Here is a 25,938-nt window from a genome sequence, read left to right on the forward strand (position 1 = left end):
GACGGACCCTGTCCCACAGCACCCCCCAACGCGGGGGCCCCGGGGGGGGCCCGCCCCCCGAACCCCCGCTCCTCAATCGCCGGAGGGGCTTGGGGCGCTCAGGTCGCCGGAGGGGCTGGGGTTACCCAGGTCCCCAGCGGGGGCTGGGGTGGTGCGGCTCAACCGACGGAGGCCGGGGTTGCTGAGGTCGCCGGAGGGGCTGGGGTGGTGCGGCTCAACCGACGGAGGGCTGGAATGCGTGCCCCGGCTCTCCGGACGGGGTGAGCACCCCCAGCCCGTCCTGGGCCACCCCCAGGGAGCAGCTCCGCAGAAGAGCGCGGGCGCACCGGGGCGGTATCGCGGACCGAAACTGTCCGCAATGGTCCCTACGGTTGCCCCATGACTCATCTCGTCACCGGAGCCACCGGCACCGTCGGCCGCCAGATCGTCCGGGAGCTGCTCGACCGCGGCCTCCCCGTCCGCGCCCTCACCACCCGTGACCCCGCCACCGTGGACTTCCCCGCCGATGTGGAGGTGGTCCGCGGGGATCTCACCGGCCCCGGGAGCCTGGCCGGGGCGCTGGAGGGTGTCACCGGGCTCCATCTGATCACCTTCGGGGACGGCTTCTTCACCCCGCTGGAGACCGGCCCCCGCATCCTGGAGGCGGCCCGGGCCGCCGGGGTGCGGCGGGTCACCGTGCTGCACGGCGGCGGGCCCACCCCGCTGGAGGACGCGGTCCGGTCCGGGCCGCTGCCGTGGACCGTGCTCATGCCGGTGGAGTTCATGGCGAACGCCCTGGAGTGGGCCGACTCCGTCCGCACCGCCGACGAGGTCCGCGAGCCGTTCACGGACCGGCTCAGCGCCATGGTCCACGAGGGCGACATCGGCGCGGTCGCCGCCGTGGCCCTCTCCGAGGACGGCCACGGCGGCCGGGAGTACGTCATCACCGGTCCGCGGGCGCTGACGATCGGTGACAAGACGGAGACCCTGGCGTCCGCGCGCGGCCGGGAGATCCGGCTGGTGGAGCTGACCGAGGAGGAGGCCGTCGCCCGCTGGCGGGAGGCCGGGCACACCGACGACGTCATCGGGTTCCTGCTCTCGGTCTACCGGGACACCCCGCCCGTCGGCCGTACCCCCGTCGACACCGTCGCCGAGGTCACCGGCCGCCCGGCGCGGACCTTCGCCGACTGGGCCCGGGAGCACGCGGACGCGTTCCGGGCCGCCGGCGCCGGCTGATCCCTCGTACGCCCTGGCTGTGCGGGGTCCTCCCGTGGACCCCGTACCGCCCCCCGGTAGTCCTCAGGACGGACGCGGCGGGATCGGCAGAGATGCTGACGACCGCGTCCGTCCGGCCGCCTACCGTTCTGTACGTGACCGAGAAGACCCGCAGCCCCGAGTACCGCCTGGCGATCGGCGCCCTCGCCGGCCTCCGCCAGGAACTCTTCCATGACGCCTTCGCCTACCGCCCGCTCCCCCGGATGAGCACCGACGGACCGGTGACCCGCCGGCTCCCGGCCCGGATACGGTCGTACGCCGGCTGGCTCCCCCATGCCGTGGTGGCCGGCATCTCCTTCGCCGTGCTGATGGCGTCGCTCGCGTTCAACTTCGGCGGCAGTGTCGCGCTCGTGGCCGGCGTGATCTCCGCCGCCACCGTGGCGATGACGCTCGTCCGGCCGGTCGGGGCGTTCTGGGCGTCGCTGGCCTCCACCCCCGTCATCAGTGTGCTCCTCCCGGACGCGGGCCTGTGGCCCTGGACCGGGGCCGGCCTGTTCGCGCATCTGGTGGTGCTGACGGTGGTGGCCCTGCGGACCCGGCCGCGCACCTCCGTCTGGATGTGGACGGCGACCGCCGTCTACGCGATGCTGGCCGAGTTCGCCGGGGACGAGAGCGGCGGCAACAGCCCGCACATGCTCTTCGTCTCCCTGCTGGCCCTGCTGGTGACGACCGTGGTGTACGTGCGCAGGGAGGCCCGGCAGGAGGTCGCGGCGCAGCAGTCGGTGACCGCCGTCGAACGCGACCGCCGGACCCTGCTGGAGGAGCGCACCACCATCGCCCGCGAACTGCACGACGTGGTCGCCCACCACATGTCGGTGGTCGCCATCCAGGCGGAGGCCGCCCCCTACCGGGTGGAGAACCCGCCGCCCGAGCTGGAGAAGGCGTTCGTCACCATCCGGGAGAACGCCGTCGCCGCGCTCACCGAACTCCGCCGCATCCTCGGGGTCGTCCGGGCGGAGGACTACGAGGCCCCCGACGCCCCGCAGCCGGTGCTCGGCGACCTGGACCGGCTCCTGGGCAATGTGCGGGAGGCCGGCCTGGAGGTGGAGAAGGCGGTCACCGGGGCGGTGCGCCCGCTTCCGCAGGGGGTGGAGCTCTCCGCGTACAGGATCATCCAGGAGGCGCTGAGCAACGCGCTGCGGCACGCCCCGGGCTCGTCGGCCAGGGTCGAGATCGGTTACGTTCTCGGTGGGCTCGGCCTGCGGATCGTGAACACCGCGCCGAAGGGCCTGGTCAAGCCATCGCCGGGGGCGGGGCACGGAATCACCGGGATGCGGGAGCGGGTGTCGATGCTGGGCGGGGAGATGACCGCGGGGGCCATGGAGGACGGTGGCTGGGAAGTGGCCGCGTTCCTGCCCGTCGCCCTGGACGCCCCCGTCGCCGAGGAGCCGGTATGACCATCAGGGTGCTGATCGTGGACGATCAGATGATGGTCCGCGAGGGCTTCTCCGTGCTGCTGAACGCGATGCCGGACATCGAGGTCGTCGGCGAGGCGGTGAACGGGCGGGAGGCGGTGGCCAGGGTCGCCGAGCTGGCGCCGGACGTGGTCCTGATGGACATCCGGATGCCGGAGCTGAACGGCATCGAGGCCACCCGGGAGATCGTCGCCGCCCACGCCGCGTCCAGGGTGCTGGTGCTGACCACCTTCGATCTGGACGAGTACGTCTACCAGGCGCTGCGGGCCGGGGCCTCGGGGTTTCTGCTCAAGGACGCGTCGGCGCGGCAGCTGGCCGAGGGGGTACGGGTGGTGGCGGCGGGCGAGGCGCTGCTCGCGCCGACCGTGACCCGCCGGCTGATCACGGAGTTCTCCAAGCTGTCCCAGAATCCGCGGGTGTCGTCGCTCTCCCGGATAGGGGAGCTGACCGAGCGCGAGACCGAGGTGCTGGCGCTGATCGCGCAGGGCCTGTCGAACGCGGAGATCGCCGCGCATCTGGTGGTCGCGGAGTCCACCATCAAGACCCATGTGAGCCGGGTCCTGGTGAAGCTGGGGCTGCGGGACCGCACCCAGGCCGCGGTCTTCGCGTACGAGGCGGGGCTGGTCACCCCCGGATAGCGTCCGGCTGCCTTCCGTGCTGGTCACGGGCCGGTTGAGCTTTGTCCACAGCTCTGGTCACCGGCTGTGGGATGGGGTTAACGTCCGTTTATGGACGCACTTTTCGAGCCGTGGTCGCCCGCTTTCGTCGCCGATCCGTACCCCGCGTACGAGCGGCTGCGGGCGACCGGCCGGGCGCACTGGTTCGAGCCCACCCGGCAGTGGCTCATTCCGCACTACGAGGACGTCTCCGCGCTGCTGCGGGACCGCAGGCTCGGGCGGACCTATCTGCACCGGTTCACCCACGAGGAGTTCGGGCGCACGCCCCCGCCCGCCGAGCACGAGCCGTTCCACACGCTCAACGACCACGGCATCCTCGATCTGGAGGCCCCGGACCACACCCGGATTCGCCGGCTGGTGACCAGGGCCTTCACCCCGAGGACGGTGGCAGCGCTGGAGCCGACCGTGCGCCGGCTGGCGGCGGAGCTGGTGGCCGGGGTGCGGAAGGCGGGCGGCGGCGATCTGCTCGCGGATGTCGCCGAGCCGCTGCCGGTGGCGGTGATCGCGGAGATGCTGGGGATTCCGCCGGGGGACCGGGGGCTGCTCCGGCCCTGGTCGGCCGATATCTGCGGGATGTTCGAGCTGAACCCGTCGGAGGAGACGGCGCGCCGGGCGGTGCGGGCGTCGCGGGAGTTCTCCGGGTATCTGCGGGGGCTGATCGCCGAGCGCCGGAGCGAGCCGGGCGGGGATCTGATCTCGGCGCTGATCGCCGCGCACGACGAGGGCGACCGGCTCAGCGAGCAGGAGATGGTCTCCACCTGTGTGCTGCTGCTGAACGCGGGTCACGAGGCGACCGTCAACACCACCGCCAACGGGTGGTGGACGCTCTTCCGCCACCCGGAGCGGCTGGCGGAGCTGCGGGCGGACCACTCGCTGCTGCCCACGGCGGTGGAGGAGCTGATGCGGTACGACACCCCGCTCCAGATGTTCGAGCGCTGGGTGCTGGACGACATCGAGATCGGCGGGACGGTGATCCCGCGCGGGTCGGAGCTGGCGCTCCTCTTCGGCTCGGCCAACCGCGACCCCGCCCGGTTCGACGACCCGGACGTGCTGGACCTGGCCCGCCGCGACAACCCGCACATCACCTTCGGCGCGGGCATCCACTTCTGCCTGGGGGCGCCGCTGGCGCGGATCGAGCTGGCGGCGTCCTTCGGGGAGCTGTTGCGGGAGGCGCCGGGGATGAGGTTGGTGGGGGAGCCGGGGTGGAGCCCCGGGTATGTGATCCGCGGTGTGGACCAGCTCCTGGTGGAGCTGTAGCCCCGAGGGCCCCGCTCACCCGTACCGCCCGGCCCGTCCGGGGGTACCTCCCAGAGGCAGCTCGGGGAGTGTGAGGACGGCCCCCGCGCCACGGGTGCCCCCGGAGGGGCTGGTTTTCGTGCCTCGGCCCGCCGGAGGGGCGGGGGGCGCCTTCAGGTGGGTGGGTCAGGGGGGTGGGAGGGTCAGGCCCCAGGCTCCGGCTCGGAGGGTCCAGGTGCGGGTGCGGACCGGGCCCGTGATCAGGGTGTCCGCGCGGTAGCGGAAATCCGGGCCCGACACGGTCACCGACAGCGCCTTCGCCGTCAGGCGCTCCGCACCCCCCGGCCGCACCACCACCTCCGCCCGGCCCCCCACCGCCCGCACCGTCACCCCTTCCACCTCCCGGTCCAGATCCGCCAGCAGCACCCCGTCCGCCTCCACCCGCAGCCGGTGCCGGTGCGAGCGGGCCGCGGGCAGCACCGCGGGCGCCGGGCGCGCCAGGGACCGCACCAGCAGCCGGCAGGCCCCCCAGACCCCCGCCGCGCCCCCGGACACGGGCGCGTGGGGGATCGTGAGATCCCCCACCACCACCCCGTCGCTCTCGTCCACCAGCAGATCCAGCCGCCGCACCGCCCCGTCCAGCACCGCCCTGGCCGCCGCGACCGCCCCCCGGGGCACCCCCAGGGAGTGCGCCAGCTCCACCACGGGGCCCACCGGGACCAGGGCGAGCGCGCCGTCCCCGAGCCAGCGGTCCCGGTGCAGCAGCGCCACCGCCCGCAGCAGCGCCCGGTCGTCGCCCACCACCACCGGCCGTCTGGAACCCCTGCGGGCCAGGGCCCGCGCGAACTCCTCGGGACCCTCCGGAAGGCAGATTTTCGCCTCCGAGCCGCCGCACAGCACATCCTTCGCGATCCGAACGGACTCGCCGTCACTTCGGCGGGCGACCGGGTCGATGACCACCAGCAGCTGGTCGTGAGCCGACACCTCGGTCCTTCCTCGGGTAGCATCTTTGTGCAAGAGCCCCTTGCGCTATTGCGCCAGGGGCTTCGTCTATTCCGGGGCAACCGGTCCGCGGACTCAGGCACGGCTCACGCCCCCTGACCTTGGACATGCCCCGCCCGGAAGGGGTGTACGCCTGTGCCCGCACTTGTGCTGCTCGGTGCTCAGTGGGGTGACGAGGGCAAGGGAAAGGCCACCGACCTGCTCGGTGGTTCAGTGGACTATGTGGTGCGTTACCAGGGCGGCAACAATGCCGGCCACACGGTCGTCGTGGGCGACCAGAAGTACGCGCTGCATCTGCTCCCTTCCGGAATTCTCTCGCCGGGGTGCACCCCGGTGATCGGCAATGGAGTCGTGGTCGACCCGGCCGTCCTGCTCTCCGAGCTGAGCGGGCTCAATGACCGCGGCGTGGACACGTCCAAGCTGCTGATCAGCGGAAACGCCCATCTCATCACCCCGTACAACGTCACGCTCGACAAGGTGACGGAACGGTTCCTCGGAACGCGCAAGATCGGTACGACGGGCCGCGGCATCGGCCCGACGTACGCGGACAAGATCAACCGCGTGGGCATCCGCGTCCAGGACCTCTACGACGAGTCGATCCTCGTGCAGAAGGTCGACGCGGCGCTGGAGTCCAAGAACCAGCTCCTCGCCAAGGTCTTCAACCGCCGCGCCATCGAGTCCGGCCGGATCGTGGAGGAGATGCTCCAGTACGCGGAGCAGCTGCGGCCCTATGTCGCCGACACCACACTGATCCTCAACGACGCCATCGACGCCGGCAAGGTCGTCCTCTTCGAGGGCGGCCAGGGCACGCTGCTGGACGTGGACCACGGCACGTACCCCTTCGTCACCTCCTCCAACCCGACCGCGGGCGGGGCGTGCACGGGTGCGGGCGTGGGGCCGACGAAGATCAGCCGGGTCATCGGCATCCTCAAGGCCTACACCACCCGCGTCGGTGCCGGTCCGTTCCCGACGGAGCTGTTCGACGAGGACGGCGAGGCGCTGCGCCGCATCGGCGGCGAGCGCGGTGTGACCACCGGCCGCGACCGGCGCTGCGGCTGGTTCGACGCGGTGATCGCCCGCTACGCGACCCGGGTCAACGGTCTGACGGACTTCTTCCTCACCAAGCTCGACGTGCTCACCGGCTGGGAGCAGATCCCGGTCTGCGTGGCGTACGAGATCGACGGCCGGCGGGTGGAGGAGCTGCCCTACTCGCAGACCGACTTCCACCACGCCAAGCCGGTCTACGAGATGCTGCCGGGCTGGTCCGAGGACATCACCAAGGCCAAGACCTTCGACGATCTGCCGAAGAACGCGCAGGCGTACGTGAAGGCGCTGGAGGAGATGTCGGGAGCGCCGATCTCGGCGATCGGGGTCGGCCCCGGCCGTACCGAGACGATCGAGATCAACTCGTTCCTGTAGGTCCCGCCGGCTGACGGCCGCGAGCGGAGAGGCCCGGCCCGGGCGACCCCCGGGCCGGGCCTTTTCGCGCACCGGGACGATTACTCACGGTTACTGCATTACGGCGAATTCTGAGTGGTTATCAGATAATTCACAGGGCTTCGGGGAGGGGTGGTGTCGGCGAATCATCGACCGGCGAGCACGGAGGGCATCCCGCATGAGAAGCATCCACGGCCTGCCCGCGCGGGCACTCCGCCGCGTCAGCGGGTCCATCGCGGTCTGCTGTGTGCTGGGAGCCGGCGTCCTGGCGGCGGGGCCGGCCGGCGGAGCGCACGCGGTGGAGGGGCCGGGCGGTGCGCCGCTCACCCCGGCGCCGCTCACCCCGGCGGCCTCGCCCGGCGCCGGGTCCGGCGGCCCGGCGGCCCCCGCCCCCGTCTCCTCCGGGTCCCCGTCGGCCGGCGGCGCGGCGGGCCCGGGAGCCGATCTGGCCCTCCGTACGGAGTTCACCGCCCGGGCCCCGTCCACCGCTCCCCCGTCCACCCCTCCGGCCGTCCCCACCGCTGAGCGGCTCACCGCCGGCGCCCCGGCCCCGGCCCCCGCCGACGGGACCTACGTCTACCGGGTCACCGCCGTCAACCACGGCCCCTCCCGGGCCGTGGACGTCGTCGTGACCGACGAACTGCCCCGGGCGCTGGTCTTCGTCTCCTCGCCGGACGGCTGTACGGCACAGGGGCGGACGATCACCTGCGGACCGCTGGCCACCCTCGCGGTGGGCCGCTCTCACAGCTGGCTGATCCATGTCGCCCTGGCGCCCGACTACACCGGTGACGGCACCGACATCACCAATGTGGTCGCCGTCACCTCCCAGACCGCCGACCCCGACCCCGGCAACAACACGGACACCCTCACCGGGCTCCCCGTGCCGCCCGGGGCGGGCAGCGCCGATCTCTCCCTCCGCAAGACCGCCGAGCTGCCGCCGGGCAGCCGCCGGGTCACCCCCGGCCAGACCTTCACGTACCGGATCACCGTCCACAACCTCGGGCCCTCCGCCGCCCGGGGCGTCCAGGTCACCGACCCGCTGCCGGAGCTGCTGCGCTTCGTCTCATCGCCCGACTGCCGGCTCGCCGCCGGCTCGGCGCAGCGGGTGGTCTGCCCGGTCCCCGGCCCGTTGCCGGCCGGGCAGTCCGTGACCCACCGGATCGTCGTCCAGGTGCGCGAGAGCGCACCCCGGTACGGCGGCGGGGACAGCGGTGGCCATGGCGGCGGTGGCCATGGCGGCGGCGGGCACGGCGGGGGGCGCGTTCGGGAGATCGACAACATCGCGTCCGTCACCTCCGTGACCCGGGACCCGGTGCCGGGCAACAACAGCAACCCCTCCGGCACCACCGGCCCCGACGGCGGCCCGCTGTTCGTCGTCCACCCGCACCGGCCGACGCATCCGCCGACCCACCCGCCCCGCCCCACCGACCCCGGAAAGCCGCACCCCGGAAAGCCGCACCCGGGCGAGCCGCACCCGGGCGGCCCGCAGCTCCCCGACACCGGCCGTGAGGTGCCCGGCTGGCTGCCGTGGTCCGCCGGGCTGACCCTGGCCGCCGGCTGCGCCCTCGTGGTGCTCGGCCGCCGCATCGAGCGCTGAGAGGCCCCGCCGACATGAGAATCCTCCGGCGCACGGCCCTCCGCCGCACCGCCCTGGCCGTCCTGGCCGCCCTGTGCGCGACACTGCTCGGTCCGGTGCCCCAGCACGCCACCGCGCGGGACGGGGCACGCGGCGACGACCGCGCCCGCACCACCCCCGTACAGCGGCAGCAGGCCCCCCGCGCGCTCAGCTTCCCCGTGCACGAGCCCTTCGACGGGCCGGCCGGGAATCTGGGCACGCTCACCGGCACCGCGAGCTACCAGAGCGGCGGCTGGCTGCGGCTGACCAGCGCGGCGGGCGGCCAGGCCGGCGGCTGGGAGATGAACGACTCCTTCTCCACCGGGCTCGGCATCGTCGCCGAGTTCACCTACGCCACCTACGGCGGCACCCCCTTCGACGGCAAGCGCGGTGACGGCCTCGCCTTCTTCCTGGCCAACGGCGCCGCGCCGAACGGCACCGGCGCCCCCGGCGGCAGCCTCGGCTACGCCTGCGGCGGCGGCCCGCCCTGCAACCGGTCCGGGGTGCCCGGCGCCTTCCTGGGCATCGGGATCGACGAGTTCGGCAACTTCTCCTCCACCGCCGTCGGCAACGGCGGGCCCGGCACCCAGGCCAACAAGATCGTGCTGCGCGGCGGCGGCAGCGGCACCACCGGCTACCGCTTCGGCACCTCCGTCGACGGCCCCGGCGGCACCGTGGAGACCCGGGGGCGCGGCGACTACCGCACCGTACGGGTCACCGTGGTGCCCCGCGGCGGCCGGCTGCTGGTGTCGATCTGGTCGGACACCGGGCCCGGCACCGCGCTGAACGAGATCGTCACCGACTACGACGTGACCACCATCGCCGGTCAGCCGGCCCTGCCCGCCACCCTCAAGGTCGGTTTCTCCGGCGGCACCGGAGGCGCCACCAATATCCACGAGATCGGCGATCTGAAGATCAATGTCCCGGCCGATCTCTCGGTCACCAAGACCGGCAGCCCCGCCACCGTCCCGGCGGCCGGCGGCCGGGTGACGTACACCGTCAGGGTCTCCAACAGCGACGACAACGACGTCATGGGCGCGTATGTGCAGGACACCGTCCCCGGGCTCACGGGGGTGACCTGGACCTGCACGGCCACCGCGGGCAGCGCCTGCGGACAGCCGTCGGGCAGCGGCAACACCCTCATCACCACGGTCGATCTGCTGCGGAGCGGCTCCGCGACCTACACCATCACCGGCACCGCGCCCGCCCAGCCCGCCACCCTCACCAACACCGCGACCGTCACCGCGCCCGCCGACCGCTCCGACACCGACACCACCAACAACACCGCGAGCGCCACCACCACGGTGACCGCGCGGGCGGATGTGGCCGCGCTCAAGAGCGGTGTCGGCAGCGGCCCGGTCAGCCCGGGGCAGACCTTCGACTACCGGATCACGGCGCGGAACAACGGGCCGTCGGACACCGCCAATGTGCGGATGACCGACACCCTCCCGGCCGGTCTCACCTTTGTCTCATCGGCCGACGGCTGCACGGCGAGCGGCGCGGCCGTGAGCTGTCCGGCGGCCCGCACCCTCGCCGCGAACCAGTCCCTCTCCTGGACCTTCCGGGTCCGGCTCGACCCGGGCTACACCGGCGACGGCGGCGATCTGCGCAATGTCGCCACCGTCACCCACGACGTCACCGACCCCGTGCCCGCCAACAACACCAGCGCCGCCGCCCCGCCACCCGGCGGGGTGACCCGGCCGGTGGCGGATGTGCGCACCGCCAAACAGACCGTGACCGCCACCCCCGTGGCACCCGGCCAGACCTTCGACTACCGGGTCACCGTGACCAACGACGGCCCGTCCACGGCCCGCGGGGTCAGGATCACCGATGTGCTGCCGACCGCGCTGGCCCTGGTCTCGTCGCCGGACGGCTGCACGGCCTCCGGCCGGACCGTGAGCTGCGGCCCCGTCGCGGCCCTGGCCGTCCGCTCCTCGGCCACCTGGACCTTCCGGGTGCGGCTCGACCCGGCGTACTCCGGGGACGGCACCACGCTCCGCAACACCGCCGTGGCCGCCTCGGACACCGACGACCCCAACGAGGCGAACAACAGCGGTACGTCGGGGCCGCCCGGCGGGCGGGTGACCGCACCCACCGCCGATCTGGTCCTCACCAAGCGGACCGGCTGACCCACGGCCGTCCATCCGAAGGGCTCGTGAGCCGCACAGCGGATGGACGGCTCCGGATTCACGAACGGAATCGATGCGAGATGAGATCGAGAAGACGCCGGCTCCCGGGGGCCGGGGCGGTGGTCGCCGCCCTGGTCTGCGCGGTGTCGCTGTGCTCCGGCACGGTACGGGCCGCCGGACACGCCGGACCGTCCGCCGGGCTCGCGGGGCCGGCTGCCGTACAGGCCCGGCAGGCCGCCGGGCTCGCGGGACAGGCCGCCGGGCACGCGGGACAGGCCGCCGGGCACGCCCGGCAGGCCGCCGGACACGCCGGACCGGCCGCCGCGGTGCCGCTCTCCGCCTCCGCGGGCTCCTGGGCATCCGCCGCCTCCGCCTCCGCCGCCGGGGTGGTGACCCGGCTCGCCCGCGCCCCGGGCTCCGGGGCCGCCGTCCCGCCCGGCGGTCTGGTCACCTACACCCTGACCGCCCGGAACAACGGCCCCTCGGTGGCGCGCGATGTCACCGCGACGGACACCCTGCCGGAGGGCATGGAGTTCGTGTCGTCGGTGGACGGCTGCACCGCCGCCGGGCGGACCGTGACCTGCGGCCCCGAGCCGCAGCTCAGCGTGGGCGAGGTCAAGACCTGGACCTTCGTGGTCCAGCTCTCCCCCTCCTACCGGGGTGACGGCACCGACCTCGGGAACACCGCCACCGGCACGTCGGAGGCCGTCGACCCGGACCCGGACAACAACAAGACCGACCCGGTGCCGCCGGACGGGCCCTTCGACCCGGTCTCCGATCTGAACACCGTGAAGGCCGCGCTCGGCAGCGGACCCATCGTGCCCGGCGAGGAGTTCGAGTACCGGATCACCACCCGGAACACCGGACCGTCCGACGCCCGGAACGTCTCGGTGACGGACAATCTGCCGCCCGGGATCACCTTCGTCTCCTCCGCCGACCCCTGTGTGGCCTCGGGCCAGCGGGTCACCTGCGGCCCGCTCGGGGTGCTCCCGCCGGACGCCCGGGTCTCCTGGACGTTCAAGGTGAGGCTCAGCGAGACCTACAGCGGCGACGGCACCGATCTCCGCAACACCGCGACCTCCACATCGGACTCCGAGGACCCCGACCCCACCGACAACACCTCGCCGCCCGTGCTGCCGCCCGGCGGTGTGACCCGGCCGCAGGCCGACATCTGGACCATCAAGCGGCCGACGACCACCACACCGATCTCCCCCGGCCAGACCTTCGAGTACACCGTCACCGTCACCAACGACGGCCCCTCGCAGGCCCTCGCGGTCCGGCTCACCGACACGCTGCCCACCCCGCTGGCCTTTGTCGCCTCGCCCGACGGGTGCACGGCGACCGGCCAGAACGTCTCCTGCGGGCCGCAGGCGGTGCTCGCCCCCGGAGCCACCAGGACCTGGCGGTTCACGGTCCGGCTCGACCCGAACTACCGGGGTGACGGCTCCGACATCGCCAACACGGCCACCGCGGCATCGGACACCACCGACCCCGTGCCCGGCAACAACACCAGCCCGCCCGCCGGGCTGCCCGGCAGCGCGGTCAACCAGCCGTACGCGGACCTCGCGGTCACCAAGGAGGCCGTGGGCACCACCCCGCCGGTCCCCGGCCAGAGCTTCGACTACCGCATCCGCGTCACCAACAACGGCCCGTCGGCGGACGCGCTCAATGTGCGGCTCTCCGACGAACTGCCGCCCGGACTGACGTATGTCTCCTCGTCACCCGCCGGATGCACGGTCTCGGGCCTCGCGATCACCTGCCGGCGGGCCGCCCCGCTCGGGGTCGGCGAGACCATCGAGTACACCCTCACGGTCCGGATCGACCCGGCGTACAAGGGCGACGGCAGCGATCTGCTGAACACCGCCCGCGTCACCGCCGACAACATCGACCCGGCCGGCGGGAACGACACCGACACGGCGACGGTCCCCGGCGGCCAGGTCGCCGCGCCCTCCGCCGACCTGGCGGTCGTCAAGCGGCCGGTGACCAGCGTTCCGGTCGCCCCCGGTGAGACCTTCGACTACCGGGTGACCGTCACCAACCGGGGCCCCTCGCAGGCCGAGGAGGTCAGGGTGACCGACACCCTGCCGTCCGCGCTGACCTTTGTCGCGTCCGACGACGAGTGCGTCTCGGGCGACCAGGTCGAATGCGGCCCGCAGGCCACTCTGGCGCCGGGTGCCTCGGTGACCTGGGTGTTCCGGGTGAAGCTCGACCCGGACTACACCGGGGACGGCTCCGACATCCGCAACACCGCCGTCGTCGACTCCGCCACCCGCGACCCGGTCGACGCCAACAACGAGTCCACCACCGGCACTCCCGGCGGCACGGTCGAGGAGCCGACCGCCGATCTGGAGGTGACCAAGAAGACCCCCTGACCGGGGCGGGGGAACCAGGGGCGGGCCGTCGCAGGAGGACGGCCCGCCCCTCGGGTTCCCGCGAGCGGTCGCCGGGTCAGAGCGCCGTCTCGACGCCGGCCTCCCGGAGCACCTTGAGGTTGTCGCCGCTCAGCGCGTCGAAGGCCGCCGCCTCACCGGGCGCGAGCCGCGTCTCGTACACCACGGGCCCCTCGCCGAGCAGCGCCGCCGGGTCCAGTTCGGTGGTGTGGACGATGGTGCCGTTGCCCTCCAGCACCGGCTGCCAGCGCGGGCCGTCGGTCCGCAGCCAGCTGCGGGCGATCCCGCCCGGGTTGCGCACCACGACCGGCTCACCGGGGTCCACCAGGCCCAGCCGGGAGAGCACCGCGCGCGAGGCCGCGACACCCGAACCGCAGGACGGGGTCAGCCCGGCGCCCCGCTCGAAGGTGCGGACGAAGACCTCACCGCCGCCCAGCGGCCGGACGAAGGAGACATTCGCCCCGATCGGGAAGGCGGCCGGGGTCTCCGCGACCCGGCTGCCGGTGGCGATCAGCTCCGACTCGTCGTACCGGTCGCCGTCACCGCCCCCGCCCCTGCCGTCGTCGCCGCCGTCGCCGAGCACCGTGATCAGATGCGAGTTGGGCACGGCGACCGCCGAGAACCGCCGGGACGGGTGGTACGCGGGCAGCGACCGGTCCACGAACGGCGCTCCGGCGGACCCCGCCACGATCGGCTCCTCGGGGGCGAAGTCCACCGGGGGCAGCTCGACGGAGACCTGCCGCACGCCGTGCGGGGTCGTCTCGGCCGCGCGCACGGTGAAGGTGTGCGGCCCGGTGCGCAGCTCCACCGTCTCGGCCTGGTACCGGTCGAGCAGCAGCCGCCCGGCGCCGCGCATGCCATTGCCGCAGAGCAGGGAGGCGGAGCCGTCGGGGTTGAAGAAGTACGCCTCGGCGCTGCCGTCGCCGTTGTCGGCGATGAAGTACACACCGTCGCCGCCCAGGCCCAGCCGGCGGTCGCAGAGCAGTCGCACGGCGCGGGCGACGTCCGCCTCCGCGAAGTGGTCGGACGGGGCTCCGTCGATGACGAAGATGTCGTTCAGACTGCCGTGTGTCTTGGTGATCCTCAGCGCCATGGTGCTCCGTCCGCTCTCCGGCCGGCTCTCCCGTCCGGCGCCGGCCCGTCCGGCCAGTCTAGGACGGTTCCGGGCGGCGGTGCCGCCCGTGCCGAGCGCCCCGGGCACCCCTCGCCGGCGGGCCGGACACCGAGCCGGTCCGCGGCCGCCCCACCGCTCAGTAGTCGGTTCTGGTGTAGGTGAGCGGGTCGCCGGCCGAGCCCACCAGCTCGCGGACGACCGTGCTGTCGTCCGGCATCGTCAGCCGGCTCCACTGCCCGGGGGAGCAGGTGGCGGCGTCGCCCGATGTCACCCGGGTCGGCCCCAGCTCCAGCGGTGGCCCCGGCGCCCGGAGCGTGGCGGTCCAGCCGCACTCGTACGAGGGTCCGGTGCCGGTCAGCGTCATGACCCGGCTGCCCCGGGCGCCCTGGACGAGGGTCATGGTGCGGGTGTGGGTGCCCTCGGCGTTGTCGAAGGTCGCCCGCCAGGTGCCGAGATACGCCTCCGGTACGGCGCTGGGCGGCTTCGGCGACTCGCGGGGCGGGGCGGAGGACGCGGACGCGGTGGGGTCCGGCCCGGGGGAGGCCGGGGGCGGGTCCCCGGGCGCGGTGTACCAGACGGCCGCGCTCACGGCCAGGGCGGTCAGCAGCGCGGACGCGCCGAGCACGGCGGCCCGGCGCCGGGTGGGCCGCGGGGCGGCCGGGACGGAGCCGGGGAAGGGCGGGGTGCCGCCGTACCCGGGCCCGTTCTCCCAGAAGCCGGGCTCGCCGGCCGGTACCGGCGGGGGCGGCATCGGGGGGCCCGGGGCATAGGGCCGGGTCGGGGCGGGGTCTGGCGGCTCGGCCGGGAGCGCGTACCAGCCCTCCGGCGGGGCCGTGTCCGCGTTCCGGCCCTCCGGCGGGCCCGTGCGGGCGTCCCGGCCCTCCGGCGGGGGCTGCTCGGTGTCCAGCAGGCGCACCGCGTGCCGGCCCAGCTGGGCGAGGAGGGGACCGGGCAGCCACGGCTCGTCGAACCTCCCGGAGGCCGCGGCCCCGGCGCCGGTGCGCTCCAGCACCTCCGCCGGGGCCGGCCGCCGGCCCGGGTCCTTGCGCAGACACTCCCGTACCAGCGCCGTCAGCCCCTCGGGCACCCCCGACAGATCCGGTTCCCGCTCCACGATCCGGTACATCACCGCGTGCCGGCCGCTGTCCCCCGGGCCGAACGGGTGCCGTCCGGTCGCCGCGTACACCAGGACCGCGCCCAGACAGAAGATGTCGCAGGCCGCCGTGACCGGATCGCCGAGCACCTGTTCCGGGGCCATGAAGCCGGGGGAGCCGATCACCGACCCCGCGCGGGTGGGTCCCCCGGTGGTGTCGGTGTCCAGGGCGCGGGCGATGCCGAAGTCGATGACGCGCGGCCCGTCGATGGTGATCAGCACATTGGAGGGCTTCAGATCGCGGTGGACGAGTCCGGCGGCGTGGATCTCGCCCAGCGCGTGGGCCAGACCCGAGCCGAGGACGCGCACCGAGTGCTCGGGGAGCGGGCCCCGGGCGACCACGGTGTTCAGCGCGGGGCCGGCGACATAGCCGGTGGCGACCCAGGGCACGGGCGCCTCGGTGTCGGCGTCCAGGACCGGCGCGGTCCACCGGCCGCCCACCCGCCGGGCCGCCCGCACCTCCCGGCGGAAGCGCTCCCGGAACTCCTCCTGTCCGGCCAGCTCCCGCCGGATCAGCTTCACCGCGACCGTGCGCCCCCGGTCGCTGCGGGCCAGATAGACCTGGCCCATCCCGCCGGCGCCGAGCCGGGCCAGCAGGTGGTAGCCGCCGATGCGCTGTGGATCGCCGGATGTGAGCTGATCCATCGCCGCGTACCTCCCCCGATCGCGAGCACTGCGGACGGGAGTCGAGGATAGTGCGCTTCTCACTCCTCCTGGACGGTGGCCAGGGCCCGGGAGAGCTGTTCCAGCAAGCGGACGGTCTCGGCGAACCGCTCGGGGCCGAGCACTCCGGCGAGCCGGGCGGCCAGCTCCGCGTGGCCGGGGTCGAGGCGCTGGATGGCGGCGCTTCCCTCCTCGGTGGCGCGGAGGAGTTTGGCGCGCCGGTGCGCCGGGTTGGGCTCGTAGGCCGCGAGACCCCGCTCGACCAGCAGATCGGCGATCCGCTGGACGCTCTGCCGGGTGATGCCCATGGTCCGGGCGATCGCGGCGACCGGCTGGGGAGCGCGGTTGACCGCGCCGAGCACCTGCCACCAGGCCGCCGTCAGCCCGGCCTCCTTCGCCAGCCGGTCGGAGACCGCGATGAAGTGGCCGTTCAGCCGGAAGACGCCGAGGGCGGCGCGGGTGAGGAGATCCTGCTGCCGCCGCCGGTCCAGGGGCGGTCCGTCGCCGTGCGCGGAGGGCCCGGTGCGGTCCAGGGGCGGTCCGTCGCCGTGCGCGGAGGGTCCGGCGCGGTCCAGGGGCGGTCCGTCGCCGTCCACGGGAGGTCCGTCGCCGTGCGCGGAGGGCCCGGCGCGGTCCACGGGAGGTCCGGCGCTGTCCATGAGGGGCCCGCTCACGCTTCTTCGAGGACCGCGAACGCGGAGGCGTCGGAGTCGTGGAACAGGCGGTACCAGGCGTCCAGCTTCTCGCCCTCGTACACCCCCAGCGCGGCGAGGATCTCGCGGGCGAAGGCGACGGGCTCGGTGGGGCCCGCGGTGATCAGCCCGCCGTCGGTGACCGCGTCGGCCTCGCGGTAGCGGTCGCCGCCCGCGTAGCCGGTGGCGGCGAGGTAGGAGGAGACGGCGCCGGTGTGGTCGCGCCGGTCGAGCAGCCCCGCGCGCGCCAGTCCGGCGGTGGCCCCGCAGATCGCGGCGACGGGCGTGCCCGCGCCGAGGAAGGCGCCGGCCGCGGCGGCGAAGGGGGCGAGGGTGTCGCCCGTGTCCCAGGCGCTCGCGCCGGGGAGGATCAGCAGCGCGCTCTCCTCGGGCCGCAGCCCGTCGAGCGCGGCATCGGGCTGGACGCGCAGCCCGCCCATGGTGGTGACGGGGTCGGTGGTGAGGCCCACGGCGCGCACGGTCCAGCCGTGCCGGGCGAGGTGCGCGGTGGCGTAACCGGTCTCCCAGTCGGCGAGGGTGTCGTAGACGGCGAGATGAACGGTCCTCGGGGTGCTCATGGGGTACTCCTCCGCCGGCGCCAATATGACAGCAGCCTGTCATGACGACAGTAGGCTGTCAATGTTCGATTCCCGGACGGCGCGACAGAACGCCGCAGCGGGACCGGGTACGGCAGACAGGGTGGTGATGCCGGGCCCCCGCCGCGCCTCCCTACGCTGGGCCGCATGACCTCATCAGCGCAGCCGCCCGCCGCCACCCCGCTCGCCGCCGCCACCGCCGATCCGGCCGCCGGTGCCGCCGTGAAGGCCATGGACCGCGCCCATGTCTTCCACTCCTGGTCCGCCCAGGGGCTGATCGACCCGCTCGCCGTCGCGGGCGCCGACGGCTCGTACTTCTGGGACTACGAGGGCAACCGCTATCTCGACTTCACCAGCGGGCTCGTCTTCACCAACATCGGCTACCAGCACCCGAAGGTCGTCGCCGCCGTCCAGGAACAGGCCGCGCGGCTCACCACCTTCGCGCCCGCCTTCGCCGTGGAGGCCCGCTCCGAGGCGGCCCGGCTGATCGCCGAACGCACCCCCGGCGACCTGGACAAGATCTTCTTCACCAACGGCGGGGCCGAGGCCGTCGAGAACGCCGTGCGGATGGCCCGGCTGCACACCGGCCGCCCCAAGGTGCTCTCCGCCTACCGCTCGTACCACGGCGGAACCGCCACCGCGATCAATGTCACCGGCGACCCCCGGCGCTGGCCCTCCGACAACGGCACCTCCGGGGTCGTCCACTTCTGGGCGCCCTTCCTCTACCGCTCGCCCTTCCACGCCACAACCGGGGCGGAGGAGGCGCAGCGCGCCCTGAAGCACCTGGAGGACACCATCGTCTTCGAGGGGCCGGGAACCATCGCCGCGATCGTGCTGGAGACGATCCCGGGGACGGCGGGGATCATGGTCCCGCCGCCCGGATACCTCGCCGGGGTGCGGGAGCTGTGCGACCGGTACGGGATCGTCTTCGTGCTGGACGAGGTCATGGCCGGCTTCGGCCGCACCGGGAAGTGGTTCGCGGCCGAGCACTTCGGCGTCGTACCCGATCTGCTCACCTTCGCCAAGGGCGTCAACTCCGGCTATGTGCCGCTCGGCGGGGTCGCCATCTCGGCGGAGATCGCGGCGACCTTCGAGACCCGGCCCTACCCCGGCGGGCTCACCTACTCCGGCCACCCGCTGGCGTGCGCCGCGGCCGTGGCCACGATCCGGGTGATGGCCGAGGAGCGGGTGGTGGAGCAGGCCGCCCGCATCGGCGAGACCGTGCTCGGGCCGGGCCTGCGCGAACTGGCCGAGCGGCACCCGAGCGTGGGCGAGGTGCGCGGCCTGGGCGTCTTCTGGGCGCTCGACCTGGTCCGCGACCGGGAGACCAGGGAGCCCCTGGTCCCGTACAACGCCACGGGCGAGGCGAACGCGCCGATGGCCGCCTTCGCCGCCGAGTGCAGGGCGCGGGGGCTCTGGCCCTTCGTCAACATGAACCGTACGCACGCCGTGCCGCCGTGCAACGTCAGCGAGGCGGAGGCGGAGGAGGGACTGGCGGTCCTGGACGCGGCCCTCACGGTGGCGGACGGCTTCACCGTCTGAGAGGCGTTCGGATCACCGGGTGATCGGCCGCAAAGGAATCGACGGGCACGGCGTGGGGGCCCGCCCGTCGGCCCGGCGGCCGATGGACTCGCCTGGTGATCGATACCGCGCCCCGGCCCTCCCCCGCCCCCGGTGTCCGTGCCCCGCTCCGGGCGCCGCGCCTCTCCGCCCGTACGGTCGCCCTCGCCCCGGCCGCGCTGATGCTGGTGCTCGGGGTCTGGGGGATCGGGCGCGAGGGGACCCTGTGGGGGGACGAGGCGGTCACCTACGAGATGGCCCGGCGGACCGTGCCGGGCATCTGGCGGACGCTCGGGTCGGCGGACGCCGTGCACGGTCTGTACTACCTCCTGATGCGCGCCGTCTTCGCCGTCCGGGACCCCGGGCTCGTGCCGCTGCGGCTGCCGTCCGTGCTGGCGATGTGCGCGACGGCCGCCGGGGTCGCCCTGCTCGGCCGGCGCCTCGCGGGCCCGCGCGCGGGGCTGCTCGCCGGCCTCGTCCTGCCGCTGCTGCCGGTCGTCCAGCGGTACGCGCAGGAGGGGCGCTCGTACGCGATGGTGTGCGCGCTGGTGACGTTCGCGACGCTGCGGCTGCTGGAGCGGCGCTGGGGGGCGTACGCGGCGCTGATGCTCGCGGCCTGTCTGCTGCACGAGTTCGCGGTGCTGGCGCTGCCGGCGCACGCGGTGACGGTGCGGCACAGGCCGCCGCGCGGCTGGGTGACGGCCGCGCTGGCCGTGGTGGTGGTGCTGGCGCCGCTGGCGCTGTTCAGCACGACCCAGGCCGCCCAGGTCGACTGGATCGGCCCGCCGGGCCCGGCCGAGGTGGCGGCGTACGCCGCGCTGGTGCTGGTGGGGTGGGGCTGCGCCCGCACCCCGGGCGGCGCGGCGGTGCGGGCGGTGGCCCTGCCGCTGCTGGCGCTGCCGATGGGGCTGCTGCTCGCGGTCTCCTGCGTCCATCCGCTCTTCGTGGACCGCTATGTGCTGTTCCATGTCATCGGTCTCGCCCTGCTTCTGGGCGCGGTACTGGACCGCCACTGGTCCCCGGCCGCCGCGCTGGCGACCGCCGGGGCGGCGGTGGTGACGCTGGTGGTGTTCGGGCCGTATCTGCGGTCGCCGCAGAGCCGCAAGAACGATGTGGGGGCGGTGGCGGGGGCGGTGGCGGAGATGGCCCGGCCGGGGGACGGGCTGCTCTTCACCCCGATGCGCCGCCGCGCCTGGACCCTGGTCCACCCGGGGGCCTTCCGCGGCCTGACGGACCTGTCGCTGGGGAGCCCTCCGCGCGCCTCCCACACGCTGTACGGCACCGACGCGCCCCCCGGGGTGATCCGCGAGCGGCTGGCGCGGCACGAGGGGAGGGTGGTGGTGGTCCAGGACCTGGAGGGGGAGCCGCTGGACGCGGTGCGCGGGGAGGAGGTCAAGCGGGAGGTGCTGCGGTCCCGCTTCACCCTCTGCGAGGAACGCGTGGTGAGCCGCGCCCGCGTGGGCCTCTACACCCCGGGCTCCTGCGCCCGGGGACCGGTCCTCAACCGCCGGACGGGCTGATCAGCCCCAGCCCCGCCGGAGACTGAGCGGCACCACCCCAGTCCCGCTGGTGACCTGAGCACCCCAAGCCCCTCCGGCGCTTGAGCAGCACCCCCCAGCCCCTCCGGCGCTTGAGCAGCACCACCCAGCCCCGCCGGCGATTGAGCAGCACCACCCAGCCCCGCCGGCGATTGAGGCGCGGGGGTTCGGGGGCTGGCCCCCGACCGTGGCCCGCGGGATGCGGGGTCCTGTGGCACAGGGGCCGTCCTCAGGCGCCGGGCGGGGGCGGGGTGGGCGGTTCGACCTCGAGGAAGCGCTTGCGGCGCGGGCCGCGGTAGAGGAGGGCCTCCCAGCCCGCCTCCCGCAGCACCCGCACACACTCCCGCAACCCCACCTCCTCCTCCTCCACCCCCACCCACTCCACCACCACAAGCCCCCCCTCCCCCTCCCCCCGCACCCGATACCCCACCCCGCCCGCCGCAGGCGCCACCCCACCGGCCTCCAGCGCCAGCCCCACCGCCCACACCATCCGCCCCCGCTCCCACGCCGCGGGCATCCCCCCGGTCCCCGTGAGCGCGCGGATCTGGAGCAGCCCCGCCCACGCCGCCCGCACCTCCGCCGCCCGCTCCTCGCCCCCGGCCGCCCCCGCCGGGCCGTCCCCCGTCGCCGCCTCGAACGTCCCGTCCGCATCCATGTCCCGCACCTGCACCTCACCCGTTCCGTACCGTCTGGCCTATCGTGTCCGGGACCCCCGGCGAAGGAGAAGCCATCGATGCCCGGCCCCGGCCCAGGCCCGCGCGCAGCGAGTACCGCTGTCACCCGCAGTACCCTGCGGCAGCAGATCGCGGACGCGCTGCGTGACGAGGTACTGGCCGGGCGACTGCTGCCCGGACAGGAATTCACGGTCAAGCAGATCGCCGAGCAGTACGGGGTCTCCGCGACCCCGGTCCGCGAGGCCCTGGTGGACCTGTCCGCCCAAGGACTGCTCGACTCCGACCAGCACCGGGGCTTCAGGGTCCACCAGTTCTCCGTCGACGACTACCGCGCCATGATCGAGTCCCGCTCCCTGGTCATCGACGGTGTGCTCCGGCACGCCGAGCGCATCGGCCGCACCCGGGTGCAGATCAAGGCCGTGGTGCCGGTGCGCCGCCGGGCGGAGGAGGCCGCCCGCGCGGCCCGCGGCGGGGACCTGGACATTCACATCGCGTACGACCTCCGGTTCTGGCACGAGCTCGGCTCCATCGTCGCCAACACCTACATCTCCAGCTTCCTGCACCAGTTGAGGGTGCAGAGCTGGGTCTTCTCCGTCCCCCACCTGCGCGCCGACGCCGACCGGCGCCGGTGGCTGTGGAGCGGCCACGAGGAGCTGGTCGACGCGGTGTCACTCGGCGACCTCGACGCGGCGCGGTCCGTCGTCTCTCTCTGCAATGACCGGGCGCTCGCCTGGGCGGATCGGCTGGAGCGTTGAAGATGGAACGGGTCTCCGGACCACTGACGGCCGGCAGCCGGAGCGGCGGCACCGATCTGAGCGTGGTCATCCCCGCGTACAACGAGGAGAGCCGGCTGCGCCCCACCCTGGACGCGATCCGCGCGTATCTGCGCGCGGACCCGGAGCGCTGGGGCGAGTGGGAACTGATCGTGGTGGACGACGGCTCCACCGACGCCACCGCGAAGGTCGCCCGGGAGGCGGCGGCCGAGGAGCCGCGTATCCACGTGATCGCGGCCGAGGGCGGGGCGAACCGGGGCAAGGGGGACGCGCTCCGGCGCGGAGTCCTCGCCTCGTACGGCCACCGGGTCCTGGTCACGGACGCCGATCTCGCGACCCCGATAGAGGATCTGGACCGGCTGGACCGGCGGCTCGCGGACGGGGAGACGGCGGCGGCGATCGGCTCGCGAGCCCACCCCGACTCCGAGATCGCGGTCCACCAGTGGCGGGTGCGCGAGTGGCTCGGCCGGATGGGCAACGGGCTGATACGCGCGGTCGCGGTCCCCGGCATCCACGACACCCAGTGCGGGTTCAAGCTCTTCGACGGGGAGCGGGCCCGCACGGCGTTCGCCGACTCCCGGCTGGACGGATGGGGCATCGATGTCGAGATACTGCGGCACTTCCGGCGCGCGGACTGGCCGGTGACCGAGGTCCCGGTGCGCTGGTCGCACCAGGAGGGCTCCAAGGTCAGACCGCTGGACTACGGCCGGGTGCTGCTGGAGCTGCTGCGGCTGCGGGCCCGGACGGCCCGCCGCACCGATCTGCTGATCGCGTTCCTCTTCGTCCTCGCCTCCTTCCTCCTCTACAAGGATCTGTGGGCGGATCTCGACCGGGGCTATCTCGGCGACGCGGGCCAGGACCAGAACCAGTGGGAGTGGTTCTTCCGGGTCACCGCCGAGAATGTGACCCATCTCCGCAACCCGCTGTTCACGACGTTCCAGGGCTATCCCGAGGGCGTCAATCTGATGGCGAACACGGTGATGCTCGGGCTCTCCGTGCCGCTGACCCCGGTGACCCTGCTCTTCGGCCCCACCGTCACCTGGGCGCTGGTGCTGACCCTCGGACTCGCCGCGACCGCGATCTGCTGGTTCCGGCTGATCGGGCGCCATCTGGTGACCAGCCGCTGGGCGGCGGCCACCGGCGCGGCCTTCGCCGCCTTCGCGCCCCCGATGATCTCGCACGGCAACGCCCACCCCAACTTCCTGGTGCTGTTCATGATCCCGGTGATCGTGGACCGGGCGCTGCGGCTCTGCGAGGGCCGCCATGTCGTACGGGACGGAGTGCTGCTCGGCCTCTTCGCGACGTACCAGATCTTCCTCGGCGAGGAGCCGCTGCTGCTCGCCGCCATGGGGATGGTGTTCTTCGCCCTCGGGTACGCGGTGGTGCGCAGGGATGTGGCGCGGGCGGTCCGGCGCCCGCTGGCCCGGGGCGTGCTGATCGGTCTCGCGGTCTGTCTGCCGCTGGTGGCGTTCCCGCTGGGCTGGCAGTTCTTCGGCCCGCAGAGCTATACGCATGTGATGCACGGCGCGAACACCCACAACAGTCCGCTGGCGTTCGTGGAGTTCGCGGGCCGCTCGCTGATGGGCTCGGACGCGCAGGCCGATCCGCTGGCGATGAACCGCACCGAGCAGAACGCCTTCTTCGGCTGGCCGGTGCTGGCGCTGGTCGCGGCGATCACCGTCTGGCTGTGGCGGCTCGCGCTGGTCAAGGCGCTCGCGTTCACGGCGCTGGTGGCGGCCTTCCTGTCGCTGGGGGTGAACTTCCGCCTTCCGGGGACGGACGTCGTGCTGCCCGGCCCGTGGTCGCTGCTGGCGGAGCTGCCGCTGCTGGAGTCGGTGATCGAGTCCCGGGTCGCGATGATCTGCGCCCCGGTCTTCGGGATGCTGCTGGCGCTCGCGGTGGACCGGATCGCCGTCGCCGGGGACCGGTCGCTGCGGGCGGCCGGCGTGGTGACGGTGGCCGCCGCGCTGCTGCCCGTACTGCCGACGCCGTATCCGGTGCGGGAGCGGACGCCGGTGCCGGAGTTCATCACCGAGGGCATGTACCGCCCGTATCTCGCCGAGGGGGAATCGGTGGTCACGGTGCCGCTGCCGGACCCGTCCAACGCGGACGCCCTGTACTGGCAGTCCTCCACCGGGATGGGCTTCCCCGTGGCCGGCGGCTACTTCAACGGACCGTGGGGCCCGGACCGGGTGGGCATCTACGGCTCCACACCGCGCCACACCTCCAACCTCCTCGGCGAGGTCCGGGGTTCGGGCAAGGTCCCCGAGATCGGCCCCGACTGGCAGCGGCAGGCCCGCGAGGATCTGGCCGCCTGGCGGGCCGGTGTCGTGGTGCTGCCGGCACAGCACCACGAGGAGGCGCTGTACACGACGGTGGAGAAGCTGCTCGGCCGGGCCGGGGAGAAGGTCGGCGGTGTGTGGGTGTGGGACGTGGGCCGGACCGCCGGGAGCTGAACGGGGTCCGGACCGGCGGGCGGTGGGCTGCTTCCGCCGGCCGGGGCGAGCGGGTCCGGACCGGCGGGCGGCGGGCGGGTCCGGGTGTGCGACGGTGGTTCCGGTGTGCGGGGCGGGGGTCCCGCGACGGCATCGCCGACCGGGCCTCCTTCCCCGTACTCTGTCCCGACCGTTCTACGACAGTGCCCGATCCCGCCTGAGAGCGAGCCCTCCCTTGGCCTGTGACCTGTGGCTGGTCCCCCTTGTCGACGTGCTGTGTCACAGCCCCGACAACCCCTTCGCCGAAGAACTGGCCGCCTATGACAAGGCGCTGACCGAGACGGGACTGCCGACGGTCCCGGTCTTCGCGTACATGCCGGGACTCTCCGGGGACGTGGCCCCGGTCGCCGGGTTCGACTACGACGCGCTGCACTTTCTGCGGCGGGCGTATCTGCTCCAGCTGTGCGGGCTGGCGGTGACCCCGGTCGACGAGCTGGGCGGGGACTACGAACAGCTCCTGGAGATGTTCGAGCCGACGGCCCAGCAGTCCCACCTGGTCTGGCACTACGACCACGCCGGCGCGTACGTCCCCGTCGACTTCCCGGCGCCGCTCTCCAACGACGAACTCCTCGCGGGCGGCGGCCCGCTGGGCTCCACCCAGGGCCTGCTGCGGGAGCTGGAGTTCGTGGCCCCCGCGATCGGCATCGACCCGGCCAACCCGCCTTCACCCCCTCGTCCCCCGGACCGGCCCACCACCCTGGAGGAACCGGCGACCCCGATCGCCCCCGACGAGAGCCCCTTCGCCCGGGAGCGCCACGTCTGGCTGGGCCTGCACGCGGCGGCGACCCGGAGCCTGGGCCAGGGCTCGATGATCGTCTTCAGCTGACCGCCCCGCGCGCCCGGCGCCCGCAGCCCCCGAGCCCGCCCCGGCCGGCCGGAGCCCCGGCCCGCCCCGCCCTCCGGCGCGGCGGACCGGTGCTCCGGGGCGCTCCGGGGTCCGGTCACTCCGGCAGACGCACGACGGCCGCGGTGGCCATCTCGTTGTACTCAAGTGCCAGGGGGTCGAGTTCGACACCGCGGATGAGGACACCGGGGAAGTCGTCGAAGAAGGAGAGCGCCTCCGCGATGGCCTCCGTCAGGGTCCCGGCCTCGAAGCAGCAGATGAACCGGGAGTAGCCGGGTGCCTCGGCCAGTCCGATGCGTCCGTCGTTGAAGCGGTCGAGCCCGTCCAGCGTGTCCGACTGCTCCGGGGTGAGGGCGTCCCGCAGGCACAGGTTGAAGTGCCAGCTACGCACAGTTCTGGTGGTTTCTGATGAAGCCATTGATCTTCTTCGCCTCTTCTCCCGCGTTTCTGGGGGTGCAGTACACCCGCACGCTGTCGTCGCACGGGCAGCAGATGACGTATCCCCAGCGGTGCCGGTTCTTGTCGTGCGTCACCTTGAGACCACATGCCTCGGCCCTTCTCAGCGCCGCCTCGACATCCTTCTTCTGGTGCCGGTCCCCGATTCCCATGGCAGAGGACTACCGCCCCCGCACTGCCCCAGGGCCGGTATCGACGGGTGCCTCACCCGGACGAGTCCCACCG

The 25,938-nt window shown here is 73.8% G+C and carries 21 protein-coding genes; 13 read left to right on the top strand and 8 right to left on the bottom strand.

Features of this window, described 5'->3' with window-relative positions; genetic code table 11:
• The first annotated feature begins 378 nt into the window (after nucleotides 1-378).
• The 4 genes from ABT122_RS09605 to ABT122_RS09620 all read left to right on the top strand — a co-directional run bounded on the left by ABT122_RS09605 (nucleotide 379) and on the right by ABT122_RS09620 (nucleotide 4,603).
• A complete protein-coding gene (locus ABT122_RS09605) occupies nucleotides 379-1,215 on the top strand; it encodes an NAD(P)H-binding protein (RefSeq protein WP_351547922.1) in 837 nt (278 codons plus the stop codon).
• A 92-nt stretch (nucleotides 1,216-1,307) separates the two neighbouring features.
• Nucleotides 1,308-2,651: a sensor histidine kinase gene (locus tag ABT122_RS09610; RefSeq protein ID WP_351547925.1), complete on the top strand. Its 1,344-nt coding sequence runs from the start codon at nucleotides 1,308-1,310 to the stop codon at nucleotides 2,649-2,651.
• Nucleotides 2,648-3,307 carry a response regulator gene (locus ABT122_RS09615; RefSeq protein ID WP_351547928.1) on the top strand — a complete coding sequence of 220 codons (660 nt, stop codon included), beginning with the start codon at nucleotides 2,648-2,650 and terminating at the stop codon, nucleotides 3,305-3,307. Before ABT122_RS09610 ends, ABT122_RS09615 begins: the two co-directional genes overlap by 4 nt.
• A 90-nt stretch (nucleotides 3,308-3,397) precedes the next feature.
• A complete protein-coding gene (locus ABT122_RS09620) occupies nucleotides 3,398-4,603 on the top strand; it encodes a cytochrome P450 (RefSeq protein ID WP_351547931.1) in 1,206 nt (401 codons plus the stop codon).
• Nucleotides 4,604-4,768: 165 nt separating this feature from the next.
• Here ABT122_RS09620 and ABT122_RS09625 read toward each other — a convergent pair whose 3' ends face one another.
• Nucleotides 4,769-5,566, bottom strand: a complete 798-nt coding sequence (locus tag ABT122_RS09625) for a diacylglycerol kinase (protein ID WP_351547934.1) — start codon at nucleotides 5,564-5,566, stop codon at nucleotides 4,769-4,771.
• Between the two features lie 153 nt (nucleotides 5,567-5,719).
• On the opposite strand from ABT122_RS09625, the gene ABT122_RS09630 reads away from it, so the two are divergent.
• The 4 genes from ABT122_RS09630 to ABT122_RS09645 all read left to right on the top strand — a co-directional run bounded on the left by ABT122_RS09630 (nucleotide 5,720) and on the right by ABT122_RS09645 (nucleotide 13,137).
• Entirely contained in the window at nucleotides 5,720-7,003 is a 1,284-nt protein-coding gene (locus ABT122_RS09630) for an adenylosuccinate synthase (protein ID WP_351547937.1), read from the top strand.
• 196 nt (nucleotides 7,004-7,199) lie between these two features.
• Nucleotides 7,200-8,618 (top strand): DUF11 domain-containing protein, encoded by a 1,419-nt coding sequence (locus ABT122_RS09635; RefSeq protein WP_351547940.1) that lies wholly within the window; start codon nucleotides 7,200-7,202, stop codon nucleotides 8,616-8,618.
• 14 nt (nucleotides 8,619-8,632) lie between these two features.
• Complete coding sequence (locus ABT122_RS09640) at nucleotides 8,633-10,765, top strand: hypothetical protein (protein WP_351547942.1); 2,133 nt, start codon at nucleotides 8,633-8,635, stop codon at nucleotides 10,763-10,765.
• Nucleotides 10,766-10,845: 80 nt separating this feature from the next.
• Entirely contained in the window at nucleotides 10,846-13,137 is a 2,292-nt protein-coding gene (locus ABT122_RS09645; RefSeq protein ID WP_351547944.1) for a DUF11 domain-containing protein, read from the top strand.
• 76 nt (nucleotides 13,138-13,213) lie between these two features.
• On the opposite strand, the gene dapF is transcribed toward ABT122_RS09645, so the two are convergent.
• The 4 genes from dapF to ABT122_RS09665 all read right to left on the bottom strand — a co-directional run bounded on the left by dapF (nucleotide 13,214) and on the right by ABT122_RS09665 (nucleotide 17,355).
• The gene (gene dapF / locus ABT122_RS09650) at nucleotides 13,214-14,248 is read right to left on the bottom strand and encodes a diaminopimelate epimerase (protein ID WP_351547946.1); all 1,035 of its coding nucleotides are present in this window, start codon (nucleotides 14,246-14,248) and stop codon (nucleotides 13,214-13,216) included.
• A gap of 157 nt (nucleotides 14,249-14,405) precedes the next feature.
• Nucleotides 14,406-16,067 carry a serine/threonine protein kinase gene (locus ABT122_RS09655; protein ID WP_351547949.1) on the bottom strand — a complete coding sequence of 554 codons (1,662 nt, stop codon included), beginning with the start codon at nucleotides 16,065-16,067 and terminating at the stop codon, nucleotides 14,406-14,408.
• A 59-nt stretch (nucleotides 16,068-16,126) separates the two neighbouring features.
• Nucleotides 16,127-16,759 carry a MarR family winged helix-turn-helix transcriptional regulator gene (locus tag ABT122_RS09660; protein ID WP_502976124.1) on the bottom strand — a complete coding sequence of 211 codons (633 nt, stop codon included), beginning with the start codon at nucleotides 16,757-16,759 and terminating at the stop codon, nucleotides 16,127-16,129.
• Nucleotides 16,756-17,355: a DJ-1/PfpI family protein gene (locus ABT122_RS09665; RefSeq protein ID WP_351547952.1), complete on the bottom strand. Its 600-nt coding sequence runs from the start codon at nucleotides 17,353-17,355 to the stop codon at nucleotides 16,756-16,758. Before ABT122_RS09665 ends, ABT122_RS09660 begins: the two co-directional genes overlap by 4 nt.
• Before the next feature lie 165 nt (nucleotides 17,356-17,520).
• Here ABT122_RS09665 and ABT122_RS09670 point away from each other — a divergent pair, with 165 nt between their 5' ends.
• Nucleotides 17,521-18,915, top strand: a complete 1,395-nt coding sequence (locus ABT122_RS09670) for an aspartate aminotransferase family protein (RefSeq protein WP_351547955.1) — start codon at nucleotides 17,521-17,523, stop codon at nucleotides 18,913-18,915.
• 95 nt (nucleotides 18,916-19,010) lie between these two features.
• Nucleotides 19,011-20,453, top strand: a complete 1,443-nt coding sequence (locus tag ABT122_RS09675; protein ID WP_351547958.1) for a glycosyltransferase family 39 protein — start codon at nucleotides 19,011-19,013, stop codon at nucleotides 20,451-20,453.
• Between the two features lie 247 nt (nucleotides 20,454-20,700).
• Here the strand turns inward: ABT122_RS09675 and ABT122_RS09680 are convergent, their stop codons facing one another.
• Nucleotides 20,701-21,126, bottom strand: coding sequence for a hypothetical protein (locus ABT122_RS09680; protein WP_351547961.1), 426 nt, complete (start codon nucleotides 21,124-21,126; stop codon nucleotides 20,701-20,703).
• Between the two features lie 78 nt (nucleotides 21,127-21,204).
• On the opposite strand from ABT122_RS09680, the gene ABT122_RS09685 reads away from it, so the two are divergent.
• The 3 genes from ABT122_RS09685 to ABT122_RS09695 all read left to right on the top strand — a co-directional run bounded on the left by ABT122_RS09685 (nucleotide 21,205) and on the right by ABT122_RS09695 (nucleotide 25,239).
• Nucleotides 21,205-21,900 carry a GntR family transcriptional regulator gene (locus ABT122_RS09685; protein WP_351547964.1) on the top strand — a complete coding sequence of 232 codons (696 nt, stop codon included), beginning with the start codon at nucleotides 21,205-21,207 and terminating at the stop codon, nucleotides 21,898-21,900.
• Between the two features lie 2 nt (nucleotides 21,901-21,902).
• Complete coding sequence (locus ABT122_RS09690) at nucleotides 21,903-24,374, top strand: dolichyl-phosphate beta-glucosyltransferase (protein ID WP_351547967.1); 2,472 nt, start codon at nucleotides 21,903-21,905, stop codon at nucleotides 24,372-24,374.
• Nucleotides 24,375-24,588: 214 nt separating this feature from the next.
• On the top strand, nucleotides 24,589-25,239 hold the full coding sequence (locus ABT122_RS09695) for a putative DNA-mimic protein (protein WP_351547970.1): 651 nt from the start codon (nucleotides 24,589-24,591) through the stop codon (nucleotides 25,237-25,239).
• Between the two features lie 115 nt (nucleotides 25,240-25,354).
• Here the strand turns inward: ABT122_RS09695 and ABT122_RS09700 are convergent, their stop codons facing one another.
• Both ABT122_RS09700 and ABT122_RS09705 read right to left on the bottom strand, forming a co-directional pair.
• Nucleotides 25,355-25,648, bottom strand: coding sequence for a hypothetical protein (locus ABT122_RS09700; protein ID WP_451067959.1), 294 nt, complete (start codon nucleotides 25,646-25,648; stop codon nucleotides 25,355-25,357).
• Nucleotides 25,641-25,865 (bottom strand): hypothetical protein, encoded by a 225-nt coding sequence (locus ABT122_RS09705; protein WP_351547976.1) that lies wholly within the window; start codon nucleotides 25,863-25,865, stop codon nucleotides 25,641-25,643. Before ABT122_RS09705 ends, ABT122_RS09700 begins: the two co-directional genes overlap by 8 nt.
• Between the last annotated feature and the right edge of the window lie 73 nt (nucleotides 25,866-25,938).

Origin of the sequence: Streptomyces sp. NPDC001985 (assembly GCF_040296845.1) — a bacterium.
Lineage (GTDB): Bacteria > Actinomycetota > Actinomycetes > Streptomycetales > Streptomycetaceae > Streptomyces.

Coding starts and splice junctions, on each gene's coding strand:
- ABT122_RS09605 (WP_351547922.1), top strand. CDS start 379: ATGACTCATCTCGTCACCGGAGCCACCGGCACCGTCGGCCGCCAGATC.
- ABT122_RS09610 (WP_351547925.1), top strand. CDS start 1,308: ATGCTGACGACCGCGTCCGTCCGGCCGCCTACCGTTCTGTACGTGACC.
- ABT122_RS09615 (WP_351547928.1), top strand. CDS start 2,648: ATGACCATCAGGGTGCTGATCGTGGACGATCAGATGATGGTCCGCGAG.
- ABT122_RS09620 (WP_351547931.1), top strand. CDS start 3,398: ATGGACGCACTTTTCGAGCCGTGGTCGCCCGCTTTCGTCGCCGATCCG.
- ABT122_RS09635 (WP_351547940.1), top strand. CDS start 7,200: ATGAGAAGCATCCACGGCCTGCCCGCGCGGGCACTCCGCCGCGTCAGC.
- ABT122_RS09640 (WP_351547942.1), top strand. CDS start 8,633: ATGAGAATCCTCCGGCGCACGGCCCTCCGCCGCACCGCCCTGGCCGTC.
- ABT122_RS09645 (WP_351547944.1), top strand. CDS start 10,846: ATGAGATCGAGAAGACGCCGGCTCCCGGGGGCCGGGGCGGTGGTCGCC.
- dapF (WP_351547946.1), bottom strand. CDS start 14,248: ATGGCGCTGAGGATCACCAAGACACACGGCAGTCTGAACGACATCTTC.
- ABT122_RS09655 (WP_351547949.1), bottom strand. CDS start 16,067: ATGGATCAGCTCACATCCGGCGATCCACAGCGCATCGGCGGCTACCAC.
- ABT122_RS09665 (WP_351547952.1), bottom strand. CDS start 17,355: ATGAGCACCCCGAGGACCGTTCATCTCGCCGTCTACGACACCCTCGCC.
- ABT122_RS09670 (WP_351547955.1), top strand. CDS start 17,521: ATGACCTCATCAGCGCAGCCGCCCGCCGCCACCCCGCTCGCCGCCGCC.
- ABT122_RS09680 (WP_351547961.1), bottom strand. CDS start 21,126: ATGGATGCGGACGGGACGTTCGAGGCGGCGACGGGGGACGGCCCGGCG.
- ABT122_RS09685 (WP_351547964.1), top strand. CDS start 21,205: ATGCCCGGCCCCGGCCCAGGCCCGCGCGCAGCGAGTACCGCTGTCACC.
- ABT122_RS09690 (WP_351547967.1), top strand. CDS start 21,903: ATGGAACGGGTCTCCGGACCACTGACGGCCGGCAGCCGGAGCGGCGGC.
- ABT122_RS09705 (WP_351547976.1), bottom strand. CDS start 25,865: ATGGGAATCGGGGACCGGCACCAGAAGAAGGATGTCGAGGCGGCGCTG.